The sequence below is a fragment of the Thalassospira sp. Z349TD_5 genome (assembly GCF_056173045.1).
In genome coordinates this window covers 1,627,840-1,645,732 of record NZ_CM149654.1, presented here as the reverse complement: position 1 = coordinate 1,645,732, position 17,893 = coordinate 1,627,840, and the positions used below count along the sequence as shown (strand labels likewise).

General features: G+C 52.6%; 14 protein-coding genes. 5 read left to right on the top strand and 9 right to left on the bottom strand.

The window, feature by feature from the left end; genetic code table 11:
- Positions 1-61: 61 nt before the first annotated feature.
- The 5 genes from AC0VXT_RS07350 to adhP all read left to right on the top strand — a co-directional run bounded on the left by AC0VXT_RS07350 (position 62) and on the right by adhP (position 6,768).
- Positions 62-3,034 (top strand): bifunctional [glutamine synthetase] adenylyltransferase/[glutamine synthetase]-adenylyl-L-tyrosine phosphorylase, encoded by a 2,973-nt coding sequence (locus tag AC0VXT_RS07350; RefSeq protein WP_475548117.1) that lies wholly within the window; start codon positions 62-64, stop codon positions 3,032-3,034.
- Positions 3,035-3,191: 157 nt separating this feature from the next.
- Positions 3,192-3,656, top strand: coding sequence for a thioredoxin-dependent thiol peroxidase (gene bcp, locus AC0VXT_RS07345; RefSeq protein ID WP_475548116.1), 465 nt, complete (start codon positions 3,192-3,194; stop codon positions 3,654-3,656).
- 162 nt (positions 3,657-3,818) lie between these two features.
- Positions 3,819-4,652 carry a PleD family two-component system response regulator gene (locus AC0VXT_RS07340; RefSeq protein ID WP_475548115.1) on the top strand — a complete coding sequence of 278 codons (834 nt, stop codon included), beginning with the start codon at positions 3,819-3,821 and terminating at the stop codon, positions 4,650-4,652.
- Positions 4,653-4,794: 142 nt separating this feature from the next.
- On the top strand, positions 4,795-5,619 hold the full coding sequence (locus AC0VXT_RS07335) for a ferritin-like domain-containing protein (RefSeq protein WP_475548114.1): 825 nt from the start codon (positions 4,795-4,797) through the stop codon (positions 5,617-5,619).
- Positions 5,620-5,742: 123 nt separating this feature from the next.
- A complete protein-coding gene (gene adhP, locus AC0VXT_RS07330; protein ID WP_475548113.1) occupies positions 5,743-6,768 on the top strand; it encodes an alcohol dehydrogenase AdhP in 1,026 nt (341 codons plus the stop codon).
- A 48-nt stretch (positions 6,769-6,816) separates the two neighbouring features.
- Here the strand turns inward: adhP and AC0VXT_RS07325 are convergent, their stop codons facing one another.
- The 9 genes from AC0VXT_RS07325 to AC0VXT_RS07285 all read right to left on the bottom strand — a co-directional run bounded on the left by AC0VXT_RS07325 (position 6,817) and on the right by AC0VXT_RS07285 (position 17,328).
- On the bottom strand, positions 6,817-7,338 hold the full coding sequence (locus AC0VXT_RS07325; protein ID WP_475548112.1) for a methylated-DNA--[protein]-cysteine S-methyltransferase: 522 nt from the start codon (positions 7,336-7,338) through the stop codon (positions 6,817-6,819).
- 11 nt (positions 7,339-7,349) lie between these two features.
- On the bottom strand, positions 7,350-8,867 hold the full coding sequence (locus AC0VXT_RS07320) for a DNA-3-methyladenine glycosylase 2 family protein (protein ID WP_475548111.1): 1,518 nt from the start codon (positions 8,865-8,867) through the stop codon (positions 7,350-7,352).
- A 46-nt stretch (positions 8,868-8,913) separates the two neighbouring features.
- Positions 8,914-9,519, bottom strand: coding sequence for a deaminase (locus AC0VXT_RS07315; RefSeq protein WP_475548110.1), 606 nt, complete (start codon positions 9,517-9,519; stop codon positions 8,914-8,916).
- 134 nt (positions 9,520-9,653) lie between these two features.
- Entirely contained in the window at positions 9,654-9,908 is a 255-nt protein-coding gene (locus tag AC0VXT_RS07310; RefSeq protein ID WP_101303699.1) for a hypothetical protein, read from the bottom strand.
- 265 nt (positions 9,909-10,173) lie between these two features.
- Positions 10,174-11,302 (bottom strand): peptide chain release factor 2 gene (gene prfB, locus AC0VXT_RS07305; RefSeq protein WP_475548109.1). Its coding sequence is split into 2 segments (ribosomal slippage): positions 10,174-11,232 and positions 11,234-11,302, totalling 1,128 coding nucleotides; the frame shifts between segments, so codons are not numbered across the junction.
- 171 nt (positions 11,303-11,473) lie between these two features.
- Positions 11,474-13,045: an alkaline phosphatase D family protein gene (locus tag AC0VXT_RS07300; RefSeq protein ID WP_475548108.1), complete on the bottom strand. Its 1,572-nt coding sequence runs from the start codon at positions 13,043-13,045 to the stop codon at positions 11,474-11,476.
- A 255-nt stretch (positions 13,046-13,300) separates the two neighbouring features.
- On the bottom strand, positions 13,301-13,993 hold the full coding sequence (locus AC0VXT_RS07295) for a penicillin-binding transpeptidase domain-containing protein (protein WP_475548570.1): 693 nt from the start codon (positions 13,991-13,993) through the stop codon (positions 13,301-13,303).
- A complete protein-coding gene (locus AC0VXT_RS07290; protein WP_475548107.1) occupies positions 13,926-15,659 on the bottom strand; it encodes a penicillin-binding protein 1A in 1,734 nt (577 codons plus the stop codon). Before AC0VXT_RS07290 ends, AC0VXT_RS07295 begins: the two co-directional genes overlap by 68 nt.
- A 373-nt stretch (positions 15,660-16,032) precedes the next feature.
- On the bottom strand, positions 16,033-17,328 hold the full coding sequence (locus tag AC0VXT_RS07285) for an N-acetylmuramoyl-L-alanine amidase (protein ID WP_475548106.1): 1,296 nt from the start codon (positions 17,326-17,328) through the stop codon (positions 16,033-16,035).
- Positions 17,329-17,893: the final 565 nt, after the last annotated feature.

The window sequence follows — 17,893 nt, the reverse complement described above, 5'->3', positions numbered from 1 at the left end:
AGCCGTAAATCTGTGCATAGCCCGGTTCGTCACCCTTTCGCAATACAAGGAAAGCAATAAAGTGTCTCTTTCCTGGATATCACATGATCTTCCCAAACCATTTGATCCTGAACGCACAGCCAACGCATTTGAACGCTGGCGGGCATTGGCAGAACGTTCTGCCTTTGAAAGTATTTCTGATCAAATTGTCGAGATTGCGACAAACGCGCAAACATCGTCTGTTTTGGCGGCTCTTTTTGGCAACAGCCCGTATCTGACGAACCTGTGTTTGCGCGATCCGGGCACGGTCTGTGATGTCTTTGCCAATGGCCTTGATGATGCTTTTAAAACGGCTCTTGATCCGGTCCGTGAAAGTGCCAATGCCGCCCCGCTTGATCAACCAACCACCATGGCCATCGTTCGCACCGCAAAACGCCATGCCGCATTGGTGATCGCCATTGCCGATATCACAAACGCATGGTCGCTTGATAAAATCACCGCTGCGATCAGCGACACGGCCGAGCTTACCCTTGGCTTTACCATGGCCCATTGTTTATCCGCCTTGGCACGTCTTCGCAAATATGATCTGCCAAATCCGGAAAACCCACTGAAAGGCAGCGGGATTTTCGCCATTGGCATGGGAAAACTTGGTGCGGGTGAGTTGAATTATTCATCCGATATCGACCTGATCTTCCTGTATGATCAGGATGTTGTGACCTATGTTGACCCGGACCGTATCCATCAGGATCTGGTGCGTATGGTCCGCGATATTGCTCGCATCATGGAAGAACGCACCGGCGACGGATATGTGTTTCGCACCGATTTACGGTTGCGCCCCGACCCATCATCAACCCCACCAATTTTATCAATGCTGGCGGCTGAAACCTATTATGAAACAGTGGGGCAGAACTGGGAACGTGCGGCCATGATCAAGGCCCGCATTGTTGGCGGCGATCACAATGCTGGAAATGCGTTTCTTGAAATATTGCGCCCCTTTGTCTGGCGCAAGCACCTTGATTTTCTGGCAATCCAGGACATTCATTCGATCAAACGCCAGATCAACGCCCACAAGGGCGGCAGCAAGATCAACATCCCGGGGCACAACATCAAGCTTGGCCGTGGCGGCATTCGCGAGATCGAATTTTTTGCCCAGACCCAGCAACTGATTTGGGGCGGACGCGAGGTCTCCCTACGCTGCAAGGCAACCTGCGAAACATTGCGCGAATTGACCAAATTCGGACAAGTATCAGAAAATGTCCGCGATGAAATGCTCAGCGCCTATGCGTTCCTGCGCACCGTCGAACATCGGCTGCAAATGATCGATGATCAACAAACCCAGACCCTGCCGGAAAGTGATGAAGGCCTGCATGCCTTGGCAACCTTCCTTGGCTATAACGACCGGGTCGGCTTTGTTGCTGACTTGTTGCAGCATTTGCGCAACGTTGAAAACAATTACGCAGAACTGTTTGAGGATGACGTTCCCTTGGCCGGTGCGACCGGCAACCTTGTCTTCACCGGCACCGAAGACGACCCCGAAACATTGGCAAACCTGCGCCAAATGGGGTTTGAGAATGCCGAGAATGTATCGGTTACGGTGCGCGGCTGGCACCATGGCCGATATCGCGCCACCCGGTCGCGTCGCGCGCGCGAAATCCTGACTGAACTGATGCCAACCCTGCTTGGTGCCTTGGCCAAAACCACCAATCCGGGCATGGCATTTCGCGCCTTTGATGATTTCCTCAAAGGACTTCCGGCAGGTGTTCAGGTTTTCTCACTGTTTACCGCCCACCCGGAACTTCTTGAACTGCTGGCCCAGATTGCCGGGACCGCCCCGCGCATGGCCAAATACATTGGCCGGAATGCGGCGGTCCTTGACTATGTGCTGATGTCGGGCTTTCATGAAGAACTGCCCGATGCGCAGGATATGATCATGGAACTTGACGCGCGCCTGTCGCGCGAAGACATGGTTGAAGACTGGCTTGATTGCGCCCGGCGCTGGGCCAATGATCAGAAATTCCAGATTGATGTACAAACCATCCAGAACCGCCATACCCCGCATGCTGCGGGGCGCGCCTTGGCCGATGTCGCCGATGTTGCCATTCGGTCCCTTTTCCCACGCATTGCCGATGATTTTGCCACCAAACATGGGCAATTCGAAGGTGGTGGCTTGGCGGTATTTGCACTTGGCAAGCATGGCGGTCAGGAACTATCGCCGGGCTCGGACCTTGATATGGTCTTTATCTATGATGTACCCGAAGACGCCGAAGAGTCAGATGGCGATAAACCGTTATCACCGGGGCATTATTACATCCGGCTAAGTCAGAGATACATCAATGCCCTGTCGGCCCCGACCGCCGAGGGTATCTTGTTTGAAACCGACTTGCGCCTGCGTCCCAGTGGATCAAAAGGCCCGCTTGCGACCCATTTCAAAAGTTTCGATACCTATCAAAACAACGACGCATGGACTTGGGAACATATGGCACTGACCCGCCTGCGTCCGGTCTATGGTCCGGAAAATCTGTGTAAAAAGGTCGTTGCGACGACCAATGCGGTGCTGTGCAAAAAGCGGGACCCTGATCGGTTGGTGCGCGAAGTCTTTGACATGCGAAACCGCATGGATGCTGGCAAGGGCGACAATCACCCTTGGGCAATCAAAATGCGGCGTGGTGGTCTGGTTGATCTGGAATTCATTGCACAGTATCTGCAATTGCGCCACGCCCATGATCATCCTGAAATATTGTCGCCAACCACCCGCGATGTGTTCAAAAATCTTGATGCAGCGGGAATTCTGGATGGGGAACAGGCAAAGTTTCTTGCCAATTCCGGATCGTTCTGGCTGGCGATACAGGCCATGTTGCGGCTCACCACCGAGGGCCCGTTTGATCCGCAAACGGCCAGCACCGATTTGCGCAAAATGCTGGCCACAGCCGGGAAATGCGACGATTTCGAACAATTGCAGGCCAAGGTTGACGAAACAGCCACCAAAACCAAGGCCATCTATGACCTGATCATTAGCGACCCGGCCGAAAAAGCGGGCCCGATCCCTGAAAGCTGATGAAAGCCTACGACAATGGTGAAAATATCAATGATCCGGATGCCCTTGCCATCCCTATAATGGATTATATTTTTATGCCCGCGCCTTCAAACACGGCGAACGATGGATGCGCGACACTGCGGATCACACATGCGCACGAACAGACAAAGGATAGAACATGACACTTGATACAGGCGCGACAGCCCCGGATTTTGAACTGCCGACCGACGGTGGCGGCAGCGTGAAACTGTCTGATCTACGCGGTAAGCCGGTGGTGATCTATTTCTATCCCAAGGACATGACACCGGGCTGCACGACAGAATCCTGCGAATTCCGTGATGCCGAACCAGATTTTAGCGCCGTTGACGCACAGATCATTGGCATTTCCAAAGACAGTGCGGATCGCCATGACAAGTTCAAAGCTAAACATGACCTGAACTTCATTCTCGCCTCTGACGAGAGTGGCACCACCTGCGAAGACTACGGTGTGTGGAAGGAAAAAAGCATGTATGGCAGGAAATTCATGGGCATTGAGCGAACCACCTTTGTCATTGATGCCCAAGGGACAATCCGTAATGCGTGGCACAAGGTCAAAGTCAAAGGCCACGTCGCAGAGGTTCTTGAAGCCGTCCGCGCCCTTTAAAAACTGCGCCATGATACGTTAAGGCCCGACTATCATCCTGTCGGGCCTTTTTTATTCGATCTTAAAATGCTTTAAGTTCAATGTCGTGACCGATGAGGCCCATATTGATTTGGTTGCCTTACCTTGTTTCTCAGGCTAAGAATTTGAATATGGGAATAATAGGTGAGCACAAATTTCACCTATCAGGAGAAAACAAACCGGTTCACCGGCAAGGCGGGTAATTCAATGAACAAGAATGTTGTCGATCTTGACGATCAGATGCTTGCAGACTTTCGCGATGAAGCCCACGACATCATCAATTCGATCGATGTCCATTTGCAGAATGCGCGTGGTAAAACCGACCCCATCCACCTGACAGCCATTCAGCGCGAAGTTTTCAATTTGCGGTACAAAGGCAAATCGGTCGCCGCCCCGCTGATCAATCTGACCAGCCATCGCCTTGCAGATTATGTCACGACCTGTAAGGAACTCAATGAAGGTGCTATCGAAGACATTCAGGCCTTTGTCGATAAAATCCAGACCCTTCTTGACGGTGACATGACCGCAGGCGGCACCGATACTGCCGAGTTCGTCCGCGAATTGCCCTCAAAACGCACACCAGACATTGATCCCAACTGGCTCAAACAAACTAACGTCGAGGCCCTTTTGGTCATTCCGCAACGTTCAATGGCGGTTATTGTTGAACGTGAACTGGCTGCTTGCGGATATCGCAGCTCCGTGACCCAGACATCGTTTGAGGCCATCGAACTTGCTGTGCGCACCCGCCCAGATTTCATTATTGTCGCCAAGACCATCGATGAACTCAGCGGCGTTGATCTTGCCAATGCGCTGCAAGCCATGCCCAAAACGCGCAACATCCCAACCGCGGTTCTGACATCGGATGCGCCGAACCATCCGTCCTTGCAGGACCTTCCCTGCCGAACTGCGATCATCCGCAAGGGGAACTCGTTTGGAGAAGACCTGGCAGAAGCCCTTGCGCGCTTTAACATCACCTGATCAAACGATCAGATGATCATCCATCTTTGCGGGCGTTCCGGCATTGTCATGCTGGACGCCCTTTTTCTTTGCCCATTGACCAGACGTCTGGCAGATGTCAGACACAGCCTGCCCTTAACTCCTGTACCAGTTCCGGATGATCATGACCAAACTGACCCTCGCCGAAGCCGCCAAGCGTGCCCTGCTCACCGTAGATGCCATTGAGAAGGCGAATGTAACCGCCGAAATGGCTGCACTGTGGCGCAATGGCGAGATCACGGAAGTTGGATCAACCGATCTTCCTGATCGTCCGGGACGCCCGGCAAAGCCGGAACTGCTGCCACCCAACAAAATGCCCAAACGCAAAAAAGGCAGTGTTCAGGGACGTATCAGCCTTTTGCATGCGCTGGCCCATATTGAACTCAATGCCATTGATCTGGCATGGGATTTATGCGTGCGCTTTCCCGATGCAGAGATGCCAAAACACTTCCATGATGCATGGGTTCAGGTCGCAGATGACGAAGCCCGTCATTTTAAAATGATCGTTACACGGTTGGGCGAAATGGGGGCGGCCTATGGCGACCTTCCGGCTCATGACGGGTTGTGGGAAACATCGATGGATACGGCCTATGACATTTTGCCACGTCTGGCCGTGGTGCCGATGGTGTTTGAAGCACGCGGGCTTGATGCCGCCCCGCCGACCATTGAACGGTTAATGGCCCACGGGGACACCGAAAGTGCCCGTATTCTCGAAATCATCGCCCATGATGAAATCGCCCACGTCGCAGCAGGCCGGAAATATTACGAATATGTCTGCGATCAGCGCCGCCTTCCGTACTACACAACCTGGCATGACATGCTGCGCAAGCATTTCCGTGGCTCGTTAAAGCCCCCCTTTAACGACGAAGCCCGTTACGAAGCCGGCATGCCACCTGATTATTATCAGGACTATGTGCTTGAACTGCCTGATATCGGTTATGACGCCTGATTGATCTTTTCCGGCAAGATTGATTCAAAGCAAGGCTTTCAAACGCCCATCGCCCTATTCTTTTGACGTGAATTAAACAGACCCAAGCAAACGGGTCTTTTCCTTCCGTCAGGAGGTCCGAACATGCCTGCCACGATGAAAGCTGCCTTAGTCCGCGAATTTGGCAAACCCTTGTCGATCGAAGAAGTCAAAGTACCCAAAGTCACACCGGGCAAGATCCTTGTAAAAATCGAAGCGTCGGGCGTGTGTCACACCGACCTGCACGCCGCTGAAGGCGACTGGCCGGTAAAACCCAATCCGCCGTTTATCCCCGGCCACGAAGGTGTCGGGATTGTTTTCGAAGTTGGCGAAGGTGTCACATCCGTCAAGGAAGGCGACCGTGTAGGTGTGCCGTGGCTGCATTCGGCTTGTGGTCATTGTCATCACTGCGTTACCGGCTGGGAAACCCTTTGCGGTGAACAAATCAATACCGGCTATTCGGTCAATGGCGGTTTTGCTGAATATGTTCTGGCCGATCCGAACTATGTCGGGCATCTGCCGGACCGGCTTGAATTTGGCAATGCGGCACCTGTGCTATGTGCCGGTGTCACGGTCTATAAGGGACTTAAGGAAACCGAATGCAAACCGGGTGAAACGGTTGTCATTTCGGGTATCGGCGGCTTGGGCCATATGGCCGTGCAATACGCCAAGGCCATGGGCATGAAGGTCATTGCGGTTGATATCAGTGACGATAAGCTGACCTTGGCCAAGGATCTTGGCGCAGACTGGACGCTGAACGCCAAGGAAACCGATGTGGTTGCCGAAGTCCAAAAACAAATGGGGGGAGCCAACGGGGTACTGGTAACAGCCGTTTCCAAGTCCGCCTTTTCCCAAGGCGTTGGCATGCTGGGCCGTCATGGCACCATGGCGCTATGTGGATTGCCGCCCGGAAAATTCGAACTTGATATTTTCGATACAGTTCTATCGCGCAAAACCATCCGTGGGTCGATTGTCGGCACCCGCGCCGACCTTCAGGAAGCGCTTGATTTTGCGGGCGACGGCAAGGTGCATTCGCATTACACCACCGAACCGATGGAAAACATCAATTCGATCTTTGACCGCATGCGGGAAGGAAAAATCGATGGCCGTATCGTGATGTCGATCTCATAACGTCATGCCGGAAAAGAACGGGCAGCCGTCTGGCTGCCCGTTTTGGCGTTAGGCTGCTTTTGCCAAAATGCTGGCTTCGTACTCCAGCAACCACTTCTTGCGCTCCAGCCCGCCAGCATAACCGGTCAGGGTGCCGTTTGAGCCAATCACCCGATGACACGGCACAATGATCGACACCGGATTCAAGGCGTTCGCCCGCGCAACTGCCCGTACGGCCTTTGGGTTGCCCAGCTGATCGGCCAGCCCGGCATAGGATACGCTTGTGGCAAACGGGATCGTGATCAGTGCATCCCACACGGATTTCTGAAAATCTGTACCGATCATATTGATATCGGCCATCGGCAAAGCTGAGCATTCACCATCAAAATACCCCTCCAGCCATCTGATGACAGATGCTGGAACGTTACCGTTTTCAGCCCATTCAAGATTTTTGAAACGGCGGTTCTGAATGGTTTTAAGTCGATCATCATTGCCGTCAAAATCCAGATGCACCAACTTACCCTTAACACTTGCAAGGCTCAGCATCCCAATCGGGCTGTCATGGCGTGCGACATTGATTTTGGTGGTCATGGTTGTTGTCATCATCCTTCTCCTTCAAGGGCAGACCAAAGATATTGCGCCGCATAGGCACGCCATGGCCGCCAGCTTTCCGAAAGTATTTCGAGTGCCTTGGCTTTATCTGGCCCTCCGCCCATGGCCGATGCCTTTAAAATTCCAAGGTCGGCGGCCGGGAAAGCATCGGGATCGCCTAAACCGCGCAGGCCAAAATAATTCAGGGTCCATGGCCCGATCCCCTTGATCGCTGTCATTTCCGTGATCAAGGCATCGCCACTTTTCTGATCGCAATCGGGGGCGGCAAACATATCAATCACATCCGACACGGTTTGTGCGCGCCGTCGCGTTAACCCAATGCCAATCAAGTCCAACCCCAACAGTCTGTCAGGCTGTGGAAACACGTGATTAACGCCGGTATCCTCGGTCAGATCGTCCGGCAAAGCATCGCCATATCCCTCTACCAATCGCCCGGCCAGCGTTCGGGCCGCGGCCACCGAAACCTGCTGCCCCAAGACAGCCCGGATCGCCAATTCAAATTGATCCCAGCATCCGGGCACACGCAGCCCCGGACGTTTATCAATCAACGGGGCAAGCAACATGTCATTGGCAAATTGTGCGGTGATGGACGGGACATCGGCATCAAGATCAAACAGACGTCGTACCCGGGACCCAATTTCAAGAACCGCCCCACGGGCAGGACCGCGTAAGATTACCTCTACCCCGCTGTTATCATTTGGGAAACGACAAATCATCAGACCAATCAAACCGCCAATCCGAAAGCCCCGCACATACGTACGATCGCCAACCGTTTCCAAACCGGGAATGGCGCGCGCACGGAAAAATGCCAAAAGGTAATTGGCATCAAATGGCTGTCGGGCGCGCAGGCGCAAAACCAAATCATCATCGCGGCGCGCACTTGGATCATCTTTTTTCATGCCCGCGAGTGGTGGCGATTTCAGGCCCCGACGAAACGCCGTTGGCGCCTGCCCATAGGCCTTTTTCATCGCATCATTAAACCGGCGCAAACTGCCAAACCCGGCAATGTCGGCAATGTCTGTCATTGAAAGGTTGCTATCGACAATCAATTGACGGGCGCGGAGCAATCGGCGCGCCTTGGCGTGATCTTGCGGGGTGACACCGGTATGTTCCTTGAAAATTCGGCGCAAATGCCGGCCCCCAACGCCCAGCCTGTCTGCCAGATCGGCAATCGAGCCGGTTTCCAGCATGCCCTGATCAATCAGACGCACCGCACGTGCGACCGTGGCATGCACCCCTGCACTGGCGGGGCTGCCGGGGGCGGCTTCGGGTCGGCACCGCAAACACGGGCGAAACCCGTGGGCGATGGCCGATTCTGCGCTGGGGTAGAATTCGACATTCACCCGCTTGGGCGTCACGGCCGGGCAAATCGGGCGACAGAAAATCCCGGTGGTCAGAACGGCGGTATAAAACCGTCCGTCAAACCGACGGTCCCGGGTTTTGAGTGCTTGATAGCATATGTCATTATTGAGCTGTTCCATGCCGCACAGTGTAGCAGAACGCGACAATAAAACTCGCCAGTTTCGGACTCAGACGTCAAACCGCCAACATGCTTTAGTTCAGCGGAATGTCGTTGTCCGATTTTGTGTCCTGATACTGTGTGGAAAGCTGATCATACTGATCTGAAATTGACTGCGCACGCGCAAGGTATATACCTTGCTGGTCTTTGGGCAGTTCAGCGATCATGCCCATCATCGAATGACTGTCCCAGAACGCGTTTGATTTATTGTATTCGCCGTCTTTCAGGGTGAATACTTCCTGCATGATCTTGAGATCATGGGGAATGGCGAACGCATCGCGGGAATCCTCATACGAAAAGAAATAATAGAAATTATCAAACCCGGCCCAAGTAATTGCCGACAGGCACATCGAACAAGGTTCGTGGGTTGATAGGAAGATAAGGTCTGATGTTGCAGGTCGCTGACCGGCAGGCATTTCATAGAACCGCTTCAAACAATGGACTTCGCCATGCCACAGCGGGTTTTCCATTTCATTATTGGTTTCGGCAATCACCAGCGCATGGTCGGATTTACGCAAAATAGCGGCGCCAAAGACCTTGTTGCCCGCCGCAACGCCAGATCGTGTTTTGGGTAAAACATCGTTTTCCAGAACGGAAAACAGGGTATCAAGCAGTTCCGTTTGCAACGTTCCGTGTGACATGTTGGCGGCCCCTGATGGCATGGATTGAAATTTGATCCATTTCACCGCGTGTGGGCCGCCATGCCAACTTCTTTCTTGCGAACATTCTCGTGAAACAGCCTATTGCCCGATAGTATAATCGCGCAGCATGCACCTCAGGAACCGCGCAAGATGCCATCGTTATCAGCAGTTTGGCGGTTTTCCGGTGCAACCGGAATGTAGAAGTCACGGTTCAACAATGTGGTGACGGCAATAAGGGTTGGCGATTTGGTATCCCGGACTTTTGTGATCTGGGCGTGATCAACGGGCTTCATTTCACGGATTTTAACCACCACGAAGACCGGACCATTGGGAGTTGCAAGTTTGAACTGGTCGCCGACTGCGACCGGGCCTAGGGACTGTTGGGCCATTTTGGACTTCACCTGAATGATAGACGTTTGCTCAGAGCTGTTCCTGCCAGGAACCAGTCATGATCTGGTCATTTGTTATTGCTTGGCAGGTGTCGCTTAGCCACACCGTGACAGGCATATCCGGCAATTGTGTGACAGAAATGGAATTTTTACGGGCAAAGCGCAGAATTATGCAGGTTAACGCCCGGTAAACACGCCAAGCCTTTGAAATAGAACACCCCGCCAAAACCGGCGGGGTGTTCTCATTTCGATCACTTTGGTGCGATCAATCAATGTCTTCGATTTCGCCTGCTGATCCGGTGACTTTTGCCGCCAGGGCAGCCGCCATAAAGGCATCAAGATCACCGTTCAAAACACCCTGAGTATCGGATGTTTCGGTTCCTGTCCGCAGATCCTTGATCATCTGATAAGGCTGCAGTACGTAGGACCGGATTTGATGGCCCCAACCGATGTCGGTTTTGTTGTCTTCAACGGCCTGTGCTTCGGCTTCGCGTTTTTTAAGTTCCGCCTCATACAGGCGGGCTTTGAGCATCTTCATCGCCGTGTCGCGGTTTTTATGCTGCGATCTGTCGTTCTGGCACTGGGCAACAATCCCGGTCGGGATATGGGTCATACGTACCGCGGAATCGGTCCGGTTGACGTGCTGACCACCGGCCCCGGATGCACGATAGGTATCAATGCGAAGATCCTTATCGAGAATTTCGATCTGAATATCGTCATCAATCACCGGATACACCCAGACCGATGAAAAGCTGGTATGGCGACGTGCCGAACTGTCATAAGGCGAAATACGCACCAGACGATGCACCCCGACTTCGTTCTTTAGCCAGCCATAGGCATTGTGACCAGAAATCTTATAGGTCACCGACTTGATACCGGCTTCCTCGCCATCGCTTTCTTCGAGCATCTCAAGCTTGTATTTTTTAGACTCTGCCCAACGATAATACATGCGTGCCATCATGCTTGCCCAATCCTGCGCCTCAGTACCACCGGCACCAGCATGGATTTCAAGATAAGCATCATTGCTGTCGGCTTCACCTGAAAGCAGGCTTTCAAGTTCGCGCTGTGCGGCAATCTTGTGGATGGACCGCAGGCCGTCTTCGGCCTCAGCAACAGTATCGTCGTCGCCCTCGGCTTCGCCAAGTTCGATCAGTTCGACATTGTCATCAAGCTCTTGCGCGAGCTTTTTATAGCCGTTAATCGCATCGTCAAGCTGGGTACGTTCGCGCATGATTTTCTGCGCATTGCCCGCATCGTCCCAAAGGGTTGGGTCTTCGGCCAGTGCATTCAGTTCGTCCAGGCGCCTAAGTGCGTTATCCCAGTCAAAGATGCCTCCTCAGCAGCGCCATCGACTGCTTGATTTCATCGACCAATGCCTGTGCTTCAGCGCGCATTGATGTCTCCGTTATTCAAATGAAATTCTGTTCGACCATACATGACATATGGCCATGTAGGCGGCGGTTATAACAGTTTTTGTCTCAGTTGAAACCCCTGCAACCATGCAAAAACCCGGCACAGTGAATGTGCCGGGTTTCATCAACAGGACAAGGCCCGAAAACTAAGCGTCAGCTATAAACCGGATCGAGTGTCACGGTGTAAAGCTCTTCGTCGGCAACATCGCGCAACGACACTCGGAACTGTTCAGTGTCGGCATCAATGTCAACGAGACCAAAGAACTGCATCCCAAATGATGGCGGCAGGTTGATGCCTTGTTCTTTGCTGGGATGCTTGGTGAATTTCACCTGTGGACCGAATGTATTGTCCATGTCCTGGGGGCCGAATGTCCCGGCATGGAGCGGACCTGAAACAAATTCCCAGAACGGTTCGAAATCCTGGAACTGGGCCTTGTTCGGATCATAATAATGGGCGGCGGTGTAATGCACGTCAGCTGTCAGCCAGACCGTGTTATTGATTTTGGCCGATTTGATAAACCGCAACAATTCGACGATTTCCAGCTCTCGCCCCTTTGGTGCACCATCCCCATTTGCCAGATTTTCAAATGTGCTTTTGGACTTCCAGTCATCATACACAATCATGCCAATCGGCATATCTGCTGCGATGACCTTCCAAGTTGCCTTGGAATTGAGCAGGCTGCGTTTAAGCCATTCAATCTGTGTGCGGCCAAGGAAATCCGTATCATTGGTTGGAACCGGGCTATCATTCGCATCGTTCGGCCCGCGATAGGTCCGCATATCAAGGAAGAAAATTTCAAGAGACGGTCCATAGGACACCTTGCGATAAACACGGCCAGGTTCGGTATCAAACTCGGTAATCGGCAGCATTTCCCGGAAGGCCCGATTGGCCCGCGATGCCAAAAGCGAAACCGACTTTTCGCTATAACGGTCATCACCGGTCAATATTTCACCCGGATACCAGTTATTGAGAACTTCGTGATCATCCCATTGATAATAAACCGGCATCATACGGTTGAATTCCAGAACGTTCTTATCAAGCATGTTGTATTTGTAGTTACCCCGAAACTCGTCAATCGTTTCTGCAACCTTGCCGGTGTGTTCGGTGGTGATATTTTTCCAAACGTCACCATCTGGCATTTTCGCCTGTTTTTCGAACGGCCCATCAGCATAAATCGTATCACCCGAATGGATAAAAAAATCGGGATTGTGCTTGGTTACGGTGGCATATGTTTTCATACCGCCGCGGTCCTCATCAATGCCCCAGCCTTGCCCGGCGGTATCACCAGACCAGCCGAACCGGATATTGCGTTTGGCTGCCGGAGCAGTTCTGAAATGACCGATAAGCGGTTCGGATGACGCGCGGCCATCGTCAAGGTTTTCAAAATGAACCTTGTAAAAGATGTCCTGTCCGGCAGGTAAATCCTGCAATGTCAACTTGCCCGCGAAATCACGCTGGGGCACGACATTCATATGCGGAATACGCACCGAGTTCTTGAACCCTTCGGTCGTTGCAATTTCGGTCACCATCTTTGATGCACGGTCAGCACGCCCCCAGATGCAGGCGCTATTTGCGGTAACATCACCACTTTGTACACCATGGGTAATCACTGGGCGATCCGCAGCACGCGAAATCGACGGCATGAAAAAGCCGCCCACCGTCGATGCGGCACCAGCTGTTGCCGTAGTGGTGAGGAACTTGCGGCGGGAAAGACGAAAAGTCATTTTTAAACCTCTTCAAGGCATGAACTGAAATCTTGAAGATCATGACAAAACTGCATGACATGCCAGTGTCACACGGTTGATGATTTTATCAATATTTGATGACGGTTGATGGGGTATTTTCGGCCCAAACGAACGTAAATTCTTTCAGACGAACACTCGCAAACACAGAAAAAGCCGGATGCTGCTCACATCCGGCTTTGTTCATATATTGAGTGTCATAAACATCAAATTTACGACTCTCGCATTTCGGCGTGATCAGTAAATTCCGCCTGGTCCCGAAACGGCACCACTGCCGCCGTCTGATCCGCTGTTTCCGTCATAACCGCCATCAATAACATTATCATTTGAGGCCGGAATGGTGCCGGGCTTGAAGGCTTCCCAGATCACATCCTGAGCCCCCGGACCGGCCGGAAGCCCGGTACGGGAATCCACCCGGACCATACGGATACCCGGCGGGGTACGGAATGGAATGGCTTTGGTGCCTTCGAGTGCGCCGCGCATGAACTCTTTCCAGATCGGCGCTGCGGCACTTGCCCCCTGTTCGCGATCGCCAAGGGATCGGTTATCGTCAAAGCCAACATACACCCCAACTGCCAAGTCAGGCGCAAAACCGACGAACCATGCATCACGGGAATCATTGGTTGTCCCGGTTTTACCGGCCAAAGGATACCCAAGTTCAGCAATCGTCCGGCCAGTACCGCTTTGAATCACACCTTCCATGATGTGGACCATCTGGAACGCACTGGCCGGGTCGGTCAGCTGTTCACGGGTATCAGGCAAATCTGGCGGCATTTGATTGCGGAACGCAACATCCTGGCACTGCGCACAGTCACGTTCATCACGGCGATAAATCACACTGCCGCGACGGTCCTGAATACGATCAATCAGGGTCGGGGTGATTTTCTTGCCCCCATTGACCAGTTCGGCATAGGCCGCAGTCAAACGCATCACTGTCGTTTCCGCAGCACCAAGCGCCATGGAAAGAACTTCCGGCAGTTTGTCGAACAATCCCGAAACGTTCGGCGTAATCGGCAACCACCGGCATGCCAATGGTTTGAGCCAAACGAACAGTCATCAGGTTTCGCGATTTTTCAATCCCAAGACGCATGGTCGAGGGACCATAGAAATTACCGCTATAGTTGCCTGGCTTCCATTTCCCAAGCCCCGGCCCCTGATCAATCACGAACGGTGCATCAAGAACCAGTGTAGACGGGGTAAAGCCCTGATCAAGGGCCGCCAGATAAACAAACGGCTTAAACGCTGAGCCCGGCTGACGACGCGCCTGTGTTGCGCGGTTAAATTTTGACAGGTCGTGCGAAAAGCCACCCGACATTGCCAAGACACGTCCGGTGTGCGGATCCATCGCCACAAGCGCCCCATTCACGTTGGGAATCTGACGCAGACCATACGTGTTGGGTGGCAGTTGTTCTCCATCCAGTTCGGCAAAATGCTTCACATAGATCACATCTCCAGCATTGATCACATCGGATGGTTTATTTACCACCGGCCCCAATGTCTGACCTTTTTGCCACGGACGCGCCCATGTCAGGAACCGTTTCGGAATACGACCCTGCTCGCCGGTCATAAGGCCAAGAATTGCCTCATCGGCGTCCGTCAACAAGACAACAGCCCGGTCCCACGGGATATCGGCAGGGACTTCAACTTCACGCAGTTTTTGTTGCCAGTCATCGGCAAGCTCAATTGTCGTGATCGGACCGCGCCAGCCATGGCGGCGGTCATAATCCACCAATCCTTCAAGCAGGGCTTTGTCAGCAATTGTCTGTATGCGCGGATCAACGGTTGATCGCACCGAAAGTCCGCCGTCATAGAGCATCCCCTCACCGTAGCGATCCACCAGTTGGCGACGTACTTCCTCGGCAAAGAAATCAGCCTGATAGGTATCGACCAACTCACGTGTTTTGCCAATCAGCGGAGCCGCCCATGCGGCCTGCGCTTCGGCCTCGGTGATGTATTTTTCTTCAAGCATCCGACCAATCACCCAATTGCGACGCGCCTTGGCTTCGTCGTGGTTGAGGACCGGATGATAATTTGAGGGTGCCTTTGGCAGTGCCGCCAGATAAGCCGCTTCTTCGACGTTCACCTCATCAAGCGATTTATCGAAATAGCGAAGGGCCGCTGCGGCAACGCCGTAACTGCCACTGCCAAGGTAAATCTCGTTGAGATACAGCTCAAGAATATGCTGTTTGGAAAAGGCGCGCTCGATGCGGAATGACAGGATGGCTTCCTTGATTTTCCGTTCGTAGGAAACTTCGTTGGTCAAAAGGAAGTTTTTTGCAACCTGCTGGGTAATTGTTGACGCCCCAACCGGACGACGCCCGGTGCCAAGGTTGACGACATTGGTCACAGCAGCGCGCAACACCGATGCAAAATCAATTCCCGGATGCGACCAGAAATTCTTATCTTCGGCGGCAACAAAAGCGTCCGTGACTTTGTGCGGGATGGCGGTGATTGGCACAAACACGCGTTTTTCGCGGGCATATTCCGCAATCAAGGCACCATCGGCCGCATGGACACGCGTCATGACCTGGGGCTCATAGTCTTCAAGCTGTGTGTAGTCAGGCAAATCCTGACCAAAATGCCAAAAGATCGCCATAACACCGGCGCCCCCCGCGACAGCCATCAAAAACAGAAAGCCGAAGATAATCATTAATATTCGCATTTATGCAGGTCTTTTTCGTTTTGTTGGCCGGATCGGAAAGATCGCGCATCATCATGCACAATCCCCCCAAATGCAATCATCCCAAAGGAACACGCCGCTGTTGAGGCATATCCCCCTCACTTAAGATGACTATAGCGGTTAAAAAGTGACGAGGTTGTGACAGCTCGCACTGTCATTGTTTTTTCCATCGACATGGCTTTTTCAACCGGCCCGATCCCATCATTACGATATTGGGCTTTTGCGTGTGTGAAAAAGCCCCGTGCAGGCATAATTTTGAATTTTCACACGGACCGGAAAGGCCGCTGTCTTAGAATTTGTGGGTATCGAAATAAATATCGATGGCCCGCATGACAGCCTCGGCAACTTTTTTACGGTGGGCGGGACTTTGCAGAAGCTTGGCATCCTGCGCGTTTGAAAGATACCCCATCTCAAACAGTGCCGAGGGAATATCAGGTGCCTTGAGCACCGCAAACCCGGCAAAACGGTGCGTTCTGCGCTGCAATTCGATGCTTTTCGCCAACTGGCTGACCATATTGGCCGCAAGGGTTGCCGACAGGTTCATGGTTTCGCGCTGGGCAAGATCAATCAGGATACTTTGTACCAACGTATTTTCGTCTGACAAATCAAGACCGGCAATCACGTCGGCCTTGTTTTCCTTGGATGCCAGTGCGGCGGCTTCTTTATCCGACGCATTTTCAGACAAGGTATAAACAGACGCGCCGCGATGTTTCGGATTGGCGATAAAATCGGCATGCAACGAGATGAAAAGGTCTGCACCGTTTTTACGTGCAATTTCGACACGCTGACGTAATTTCAGGAAAACGTCCTTATCGCGAGTCAAAAGAACGCGATACCGGCCCGATGCGGTCAGGGTATCGGCCAATTGCCGGGCCGCCGCAAGGGTCAGGTTTTTCTCGTAAACACCATCAACCCCGATGGCACCGGGATCAACACCGCCATGACCGGCATCGATTGCAATCAACGGCTTATTATCCCCCGGACGTCCTGATTTGACAGCCACATCAGCACTTTGTTCGGTTGCACTGGTATCATTTCGGCTGCGTGCGGAATAGGCGACCATGCTTTCACGCGATGCCTCCATAAAGGCTTCGCGCTTGGCCGGGGTTAAATCGACGACAAGCCGGTTCGGTTTATCCGCCGATGCTGGAAGCGAGAAAATCTTTGATACCAGCGATGGCTCGGCAACATCCAAAACAACACGGAACGTACCGGGCTTAAACAAGCCATAGCGCAAGCCGGAAATCAGTCCGCCGCCCGACGTTACATTACCCGGAGGCGCGCTCCAGTCGATTTCGGGCATATCGATAATGATGCGATACGGATCGGGCAGAAGGAAATATGTGAAATCAACATTCCGATCCAGATCAATCACAAAACGGGTGTAATCCGGATACACGCCAAGGCGCGCACCAAGGACTTTGGCACTGTCGGCCAGTGCTGTTCCCATGGCAAAGTGAAGGAAAAACAGGAACAAAAACAGCAACGTAACCGCCTGCCCGGTTTTGCGAGTAGCGTTACCGACGCGACCGGACCATTTTACATTTTGTGCATTGCAATGCACGTTTGCCGCTGGTGATGCCATTTACCCTGCTGTGCCCATTTTCACGATTGGAGCCATTGATAAGCGCTTATAGCAACGCGTTGGTTAACGGGCAATTGACCAAAGGCTGACTTTAGGGTCTGAACCCAATTGAATGCTTGAAATGGGTTCAGACCCTAATCACAAGGATGATCACTATTTCGAGAACAAAGGCATTTTAATGCCCCGGTTAAAAACATTGCGTTTTCATAGATTTGCCCGACATTGGCCGTGCGCGGCGAAATAGAGCGGAAAACTTCCTGATTTTTGAACAAGACACCAAAAACACGACAAAAGATGTAACAAAACTGTTTGTCGCAGACGCATAAACCAGATATGTTGCAGACGAGATTCCTAATGCTTTGTGGTAAGACACTAAAAATCCACCAAGTTGAGGACGCGACTAGAGTAGTTCTTACGGTCGGTGTCTCGGTGACGCGGCAATTCCCGCTCCCGATAGAGCCCTCCTAAAAAAGGCTGTCTTGGCGCGCTCGAAAATACGCAACCAAGTTTTTTTTTCAACACCAAGACCAGGTCCAAACCGGAAGAGCAGCCGACACGCGATGAA